The sequence below is a fragment of the Nocardioides sp. NPDC127514 genome (genome assembly GCF_040302125.1).
Lineage (GTDB): Bacteria > Actinomycetota > Actinomycetes > Propionibacteriales > Nocardioidaceae > Nocardioides.
The window spans coordinates 175792-182523 of sequence record NZ_JBEORF010000008.1; the positions used below are offsets into that span (position 1 = coordinate 175792).

At 69.3% G+C, this 6732-nt stretch carries 8 protein-coding genes; 4 read left to right on the forward strand and 4 right to left on the reverse strand.

Annotation, left to right across the window (positions count from 1 at the left end):
* The first annotated feature begins 9 nt into the window (after positions 1-9).
* On the forward strand, positions 10-441 hold the full coding sequence (locus ABTX24_RS08655; RefSeq protein ID WP_350838863.1) for a GNAT family N-acetyltransferase: 432 nt from the start codon (positions 10-12) through the stop codon (positions 439-441).
* Here ABTX24_RS08655 and ABTX24_RS08660 read toward each other — a convergent pair.
* Genes ABTX24_RS08660 through ABTX24_RS08670 form a run of 3 tightly spaced genes read right to left on the reverse strand, consistent with a single transcriptional unit; the run spans position 431 to position 2246 of the window.
* Positions 431-1483, reverse strand: a complete 1053-nt coding sequence (locus tag ABTX24_RS08660; RefSeq protein WP_350838865.1) for an MBL fold metallo-hydrolase — start codon at positions 1481-1483, stop codon at positions 431-433. The two genes, ABTX24_RS08655 and ABTX24_RS08660, sit on opposite strands and share 11 nt — an antisense overlap.
* Complete coding sequence (locus ABTX24_RS08665; protein WP_350838867.1) at positions 1480-1893, reverse strand: hypothetical protein; 414 nt, start codon at positions 1891-1893, stop codon at positions 1480-1482. Before ABTX24_RS08665 ends, ABTX24_RS08660 begins: the two co-directional genes overlap by 4 nt.
* The gene (locus tag ABTX24_RS08670; RefSeq protein WP_350838869.1) at positions 1890-2246 is read right to left on the reverse strand and encodes a hypothetical protein; all 357 of its coding nucleotides are present in this window, start codon (positions 2244-2246) and stop codon (positions 1890-1892) included. The genes ABTX24_RS08665 and ABTX24_RS08670 overlap by 4 nt, the downstream gene beginning before the upstream one ends.
* Before the next feature lie 16 nt (positions 2247-2262).
* Between ABTX24_RS08670 and ABTX24_RS08675 the strand changes: the two genes are divergently transcribed.
* Positions 2263-3048: a putative protein N(5)-glutamine methyltransferase gene (locus tag ABTX24_RS08675; RefSeq protein ID WP_350838871.1), complete on the forward strand. Its 786-nt coding sequence runs from the start codon at positions 2263-2265 to the stop codon at positions 3046-3048.
* A gap of 196 nt (positions 3049-3244) precedes the next feature.
* A complete protein-coding gene (locus ABTX24_RS08680) occupies positions 3245-3943 on the forward strand; it encodes a YwaF family protein (RefSeq protein ID WP_350838873.1) in 699 nt (232 codons plus the stop codon).
* Here the strand turns inward: ABTX24_RS08680 and cds1 are convergent.
* Positions 3907-5007 (reverse strand): L-cysteine desulfhydrase Cds1, encoded by a 1101-nt coding sequence (gene cds1, locus ABTX24_RS08685; RefSeq protein WP_350838875.1) that lies wholly within the window; start codon positions 5005-5007, stop codon positions 3907-3909. The two genes, ABTX24_RS08680 and cds1, sit on opposite strands and share 37 nt — an antisense overlap.
* A gap of 162 nt (positions 5008-5169) precedes the next feature.
* Here cds1 and ABTX24_RS08690 point away from each other — a divergent pair, with 162 nt between their 5' ends.
* Positions 5170-6633, forward strand: a complete 1464-nt coding sequence (locus tag ABTX24_RS08690) for a malate:quinone oxidoreductase (protein WP_160026360.1) — start codon at positions 5170-5172, stop codon at positions 6631-6633.
* Positions 6634-6732 lie beyond the last annotated feature (99 nt).

Sequence of the window (6732 nt, forward strand, 5' to 3'; positions counted from 1 at the left end):
AATCGACCCATGACCGACGTCGCCATCTCGTCCTTCGACGACCTCTCCCCGACGACCGCGTACGCCCTGTGGCGGCTGCGCCAGGACGTCTTCATCGTCGAGCAGGACTGCCCGTACCCCGATCTGGACGGCCGCGACCTCGAGCCCGGGACGCGTCACGTGGTGCTCTCCGACGGCGACCAGCTCGCCGGCACCGCCCGCATCCTCGACGACGGCGAGGTGTGGCGGATCGGCCGCGTCGTCCTCGCCCCCACCCACCGCGGTCAGGGCCTGGCCGACGTGATCATGAAGGCTGCCGTCGAGGCCGTCGCCGACCGCGACATCGTCCTCGACGCTCAGACGCCGCTGGCCGGCTGGTACGCCAAGTTCGGGTTCGTGAAGGACGGCGAGGAGTTCCTCGAGGACGGCATCCCGCACACCCCGATGCGCCTCACCCGCTGACGGGGGCGAACAGCACGCTGGTCTCCGTCTCCTCGCGGGTGGCCTGACCGCGTGCGGCCAACAGCTCGAGGTGAGCCTTGGTCTCCATGACCGCGAGGCCGGCATTGAAGTAGTCGAGCTCGGCGAAGGCCCGCTCGTGACGGGTCCAGCCGAGGTCGTTGGCCACCTCGAGCGCCGAGCGCCTCCCTGCCTGCAGGGACGCCAGCGACTGGGCGAGGCGGGATTCGTGATGCGCCAGGAGCTCGTCGACGCGGGCGTGCGACGACGAGGCGACGGGGCCGTGGGCGGGGAGAAGGCGCAGGTCGGGGAGGGTGCGGACCTTGGTCAGCGAGGCCATGAAGTCGCCGAGCGGGTCGATGACCGGCACCGGCTCGAAACCGATCGACGGCGTGATCGTGGGCAGCACGTGGTCGCCGGCGAACAGGACCGAGCCAGCCAGGTCGGCGTAGACGTAGTGGCCCTGGGTGTGGCCCGGGGTGTGCACGGCATCGAGGTCGCGGCCGGCGACGTCGAGGCGTACGTCGCCCTCCAACCACCGGTCGGGCATCCGCCAGTGGGACAGATCGGGTGCCGGCGGCGGGTTGGCCGCCCACTTCGCGGCCAGCTCGTGCGCACCGGCGTGGGCGAGCAGCCGATCGGTCGAGACCCAGCCGTCGAGGTCGCCGTTGGTGAGCTCCAGGGTCGGCCGGTCGCCGGCGCCGAGCAAGACGTCCGCGCCGAACTCCTGACCGAGCACCGAGGCGAGCGTGTAGTGGTCACGGTGCACGTGGGTGACGAGGAAGCGCCGGATGTCACCGAACTCGAAGCCGAGCTTCTTCAGGCCGTTCTCCAGCGCCGAGCGGCCCTCGGTGATCGCCCAGCCACCGTCGACCAGCGAGAGCCCGTCGTCGCCCTCGAGGACGTAGATGTTGACCGCCTTGAGCCCGTCCATCGGCAGCGGCAGCGGGATCCGGTGTACGCCGTCGGCGACCGTCCACGCTCCCGGAGCCGACCAGTGCTCCCCCGAGTCAGGCGAGATGGCGGTGGCTGTCGACTGACTCATCGGTCTCCTTCGGGTCGACCTCTCCAGAGCCAGAGCAGACCCAGGATCGGCAACAGGGCGGGAACGAATCCGTATCCGCTCCCGAACTTCGACCATACCGAGTCGTCCGGGAACCAGGACGGCACGGCCAAGGACAGGACACCGACCACGATGACGCCGGCCAGCTCGATCCACAGCATGATCTTCGCGAAGCCCGCCGACCCGTTGGCGGCTCGGCGGATCGCGAACCAGCCCGCGACGTACGTCGCCGCGGCCACCACCGAGAGCGAGTAGGCGATCGGGGCCTCGTCGAAGGCGGTAAAGACCTGCACCAGCGACCGGGCGCCCGCGGCGAGCACGAAGATCGCGTAGACGGTCAGCAGCACCAGGTGCGGACCGGAACGGGTCTTGGCAGGTGAGGTCGCGGTCACCGGACCATCATGACGCGTACGGCCACGACGCCCGTCGCCAGGGCCGCCGCCGCGATCACGCCCGAGGACCAGGTCGAGCGGTCCGTACGCATCGTCTGCAGCGCCAGCGGCATCAGGCACACCAGCGCGCCGAGGTAGCCCAGGAAGGTCGACAGCGACTCCGGCTTGCGTCCGCCCGACCAGGCCGCCAGCGCGCCGATCGCGAGCACGACCGCCAGGAGCTCCAGCATCCACGCCACCTGGTCCAGCCACTTCGGCCGGGGCGCCTTCAGCGCCACGCCGAGCGCGGCCGCGATCGTCACGAACGCGGCATACCCGGCCACGATAAATCCGATCAGGGTCACGGCGTCCACGTGCCAATCTTCTCCAATGACCTCCGCCTCCCGTGGCCCAGCCCCCGATCCGGGGCTCGTCGCCCGTCTCCGCGCCGCCGGCTGCGTCTTCGCCGAGGACGAGGCGGCGCTGCTCGGGTCCGCCCCGGTCTCCGCCCAAGAGCGGGAGGAGATGGTCGTACGCCGCGTGGCCGGCGAGCCGCTGGAGCTCATCCTGGGCTGGGCAGAGTTCTGCGGGCTCCGGATCCGGGTCGCGCCGGGGGTGTTCGTTCCTCGGCAGCGCTCGGCGCTGATGGTCGAGCTCGCCGTGGGGTCGGCCGGGCGAGGCGCGATCCCCAGGGTTCTCGACCTCGGCTGCGGGACCGGAGCACTGGGCGCCGCGATCGCGGCGCGTGTCCCGAACGCGGAGGTCTGGGCCACCGACATCGACCCGGCGGCGGTCGAGTGCGCTCGGGAGAATCTGCCGCCGAGCCGGGTCGTTCTCGGCGACCTCTATGAACCGCTCCCCCACGACCTCGAGTTCGGCGTGATCGTGGCCAACGCTCCCTATGTGCCGAGCGACCAGATCCGGAACATGCCGCCCGAGGCGCGCGACCACGAGCACCACGTGGCCCTCGACGGCGGCGCGGACGGGCTCGACGTCCAGCGCCGCGTGATCGAGCAGGCTCCGAAGCACCTGGCCCCCGGCGGCGTACTCGTCATCGAGTCCGGCCAGGAGCAGGCGCCCGTCACCGCGAGCCTGATGCGGGAGCAGGGGCTGGTCGCGGAGATCCATCACGACGAGGACCTCTACGCGACCGCGGTGACGGGGACGATGGCCTGAAAGACGATGGCCTGAAAAGCGAGGCGTCCCTCTGATTGCACACCACCCCCGCAGTGTGCATTCAGAGGGACCGCCACCTTGAAAGTTCGTCCACCCCCCACCGGCGGACGACCTTCTCGCCGGTGAAACGGGCCAGCCGCGGAACCATGACGCGAGTTGGGAAGAATTTTTTCGAGAATCCCGTCAGACTTCCGTCATGCAGGCTTACGGTCTGGCGCACCTGGTGCCGTTGTCCCTGCTCACAGCGGGGATCGTGGCCGTCGTCTGGCTGGGCAGACACCAGCGGGCCGACCCGAAGCCGTCGAGATTCTCACGAGGATTCGCGCTCGCGATCCCGCTGACGACGATCCCGCTGCAGGCCCACGAATGGGTCACCGACTTCGATCTCTTCATCGATCTGCCGATCCACCTGTGCGACCTGGCGTGGGTCGCGGCGGCGTTCGCGCTGTGGACCCACCATCCCTACCCGACCGCGCTGACCTGCTTCTGGGGGCTCACGCTGACCACGCAAGGCGTCTTCACCCCGGACGTGATGGACTTCCCGGACGTCAGCTACTTCACCTTCTGGGGCCAGCACCTGATGATCGTGACCGCCGCGGTCTACCTGGTCTTCGGGCTCAAGCTGCTACCCCGGTGGCGCGACTACGGCTGGGCGGTCGCGACCACTGCGGCATGGGCCGCGGTGGCGTACGTCCTCAACCTCGCCCTCGACGCCAACTACGGCTACCTGCGCTACAAGCCGGAGTCGGGCTCGATGCTCGACCTGCTGGGGCCGTGGCCGGTCTACGTCCTCAACGAGATCCTGATCGTCGCCGGCGTGTGGGCGCTGATCACGCTGGGACTGCGGATCTGGGCCCGTCAGGACGGGTCGACGAGGACGCCGGTGCGCTCGTAGTCGGCGAGAGCCGAGGCGTACGGCGCCAGGTCGATGCCCTTGTCGCTCACCCAGCCGTCGTCGTAGTAGGACGAGCGGTAGCGCTCCCCGGAGTCGCACAGCAGCGAGACGACGCTGCCCTCGGTGCCGGCCTCGGACATCTCGCGTACGACACCCAGCGATGCCCACACGTTGGTGCCCGTCGAGGGGCCGACCGAGCGGCCCATCCGGGCCGAGAGCCAGCGCATCGTCGCGATCGACGCGGCGTCGGGGACCTGGACCATGTCGTCGACGACCCCGCCGACGAAGGACGGCTCGACCCGCGGCCGGCCGATCCCCTCGATGCGCGACGGCATGCCGGTGGCGTAGTCGGAGGTGTCCGTCTCCCAGCCGCCGTAGAAGGCGGAGTTCTCCGGGTCGGCGACCATCAGCTTGGTGGGGTGGCGGCGGTAGTGGAGGTAGCGGCCGATCGTCGCCGAGGTGCCGCCGGTGCCGGCCGAGACGACGATCCAGGTCGGCACCGGGTGTCGCTCCTGCGACATCTGGTCGAAGATCGACTCGGCGATGTTGTTGTTGCCGCGCCAGTCGGTCGCTCGCTCGGCGTAGGTGAACTGGTCCATGTAGTGGCCGCCGCACTCGCGGGCGAGGCGCTCGGCCTCGGCGTACATGTCGGGTGCGCGGTCGACGAAGTGGCAGCGGCCGCCGTGCCACTCGATCAGACGCACTTTCTCCTCCGAGGTCGAGCGTGGCATGACCGCGACGAACGGCAGCCCCAGAAGGCCGGCGAAGTAGGCCTCCGAGACCGCGGTGGATCCGGAGGAGGCCTCGACGACCGTCGAGCCCTCGTGGAGCCAGCCGTTGCAGACCGCGTAGAGGAACAGCGACCGGGCCAGGCGGTGCTTCAGCGAGCCGGTGGGATGAACCGACTCGTCCTTCAGATAGAGGTCGACACCGCCGCTCGCACCGTCGCGGACCGGGAGCGGAACGACGTGGAGATGGGTGTCGGCCGAGCGCTGCGCGTCGGCCTCGACGCGGCGTACGGCTTCGTCGATCCAGGCGCGATGAGAGTCAGAGAGGCGAGGCACCGGCCGAGCGTAACTCCACCCTGATCTGTCCCCAGCATGTGCGGTGAGCCACAATGACAGACCGAAACACGATCGGGTCCGGGCAGTGAAGTTGCCCACAAGTTAGACCGATCTAAGGACCCCGATTAACCATTGCGGCCCCAAAAGCGAGACAAAAGACCTGTGGACGAACCTCTTGACGTAGTGCTGATCGGCGGCGGCATCATGAGCGCCACCCTGGGCGTGCTCCTCCAGGAGCTCGAGCCCAGCTGGTCCATCAAGCTGATCGAGCGGCTCGACTCAACCGCCGCCGAGTCCTCCGGCCCGTGGAACAACGCCGGCACCGGTCACTCCGCGCTGTGCGAGCTCAACTACAGCCCGCAGAACGCCGACGGCTCGGTCGACATCTCCAAGGCGATCAACGTCAACGAGCAGTTCCAGCTCTCCCGCCAGCTGTGGTCCTTCCTGGTCGAGAACGGCCGCATCCCGAACCCGGACAAGTTCATCCACACCGTGCCGCACATGTCCTTCGTGTGGGGCGCCGAGAACGTCGACTACCTGCGCAAGCGCTACGAGGCGCTCTCGGTCCACCCGCTCTTCAGCGGGATGGAGTTCAGCGAGGACCCCGAGGTCATCAAGGGCTGGGCGCCGCTGCTGCTCGAGGGCCGCTCGGCCAAGGCGCTCGCCGACGAGCCGATCGCGGCCACCTGGACCAACGCCGGAACCGACGTCGACTTCGGCTCGCTCACCTCGATCCTGACCCGCACCCTGGTGGACAAGGGCGCCGACCTGGAGACGGGCTCCGAGGTCACCGACCTGCACCAGACCATGGATGGCTTCTGGCACGTCTACGGCCGCAACGAGACCGGGAAGTACCACCTGCGTTCCCGCTTCGTCTTCGTCGGTGCCGGCGGCTACGCGCTTCCGCTGCTGCAGAAGGCCGCGATCCGGGAGATCCGCGGCTTCGGCGGCTTCCCCGTCTCGGGTGAGTTCCTGCGTACGTCCAAGCCGGAGCTCGTCGCCCAGCACCGCGCCAAGGCCTACGGCAAGGCCGCCGTCGGTGCTCCGCCGATGTCGGTGCCCCACCTCGACACGCGTTATGTCGAGGGCAAGACGCACCTGATGTTCGGTCCGTACGCCGGGTGGAGCCCCCGCTTCCTCAAGACCGGATCGCTCACCGACCTGTTCCTCTCGGTGCGGCCCCACAACCTGCTGCCGATGCTGCGGGCCGGGCTGACCAACATGGATCTCACCGTCTACCTGGTCAAGGAGCTGCTGCGCTCGCCGCGCAAGAAGTTCGACGACCTCCTCGACTTCTTCCCCGCCGCCGACCGCAAGGACTGGGACCGGGTCATCGCCGGCCAGCGGGTGCAGGTCATCCGCCCCGACGGCGTACTCCAGTTCGGCACCGAGGTCATCACCGCCGAGGACGGCACCATCGCCGGCCTGCTCGGCGCCTCCCCGGGCGCTTCGACCGCCCCGGCGATCATGCTCAACCTCCTGCGCCGCTGCTTCCCCGACCGGTGGGACGGCTGGCAGCCCCAGCTCAAGACGATGATCCCGGCCACCGGTCCCGAGCTCAGCGCCGACCCCGAGCTCGCCGCCGAGACCTTCGCGCGCACCGACCGCCAGCTCCACCTCGGCTAGCCATCAGCCGAATCTGCAGTTGTGGGCGACGAAACGTCAGTTGCCGATCAGCCACAGCAGCGCCGGGATCAGCAACGGCGCCAGCAGCAGGTCGTAGCC

Excerpts from the sequence above, each read along its gene's own strand:
- ABTX24_RS08655 (WP_350838863.1), top strand. The coding sequence starts at position 10 with ATGACCGACGTCGCCATCTCGTCCTTCGACGACCTCTCCCCGACGACC.
- ABTX24_RS08660 (WP_350838865.1), bottom strand. The coding sequence starts at position 1,483 with ATGAGTCAGTCGACAGCCACCGCCATCTCGCCTGACTCGGGGGAGCAC.
- ABTX24_RS08675 (WP_350838871.1), top strand. The coding sequence starts at position 2,263 with ATGACCTCCGCCTCCCGTGGCCCAGCCCCCGATCCGGGGCTCGTCGCC.
- ABTX24_RS08680 (WP_350838873.1), top strand. The coding sequence starts at position 3,245 with ATGCAGGCTTACGGTCTGGCGCACCTGGTGCCGTTGTCCCTGCTCACA.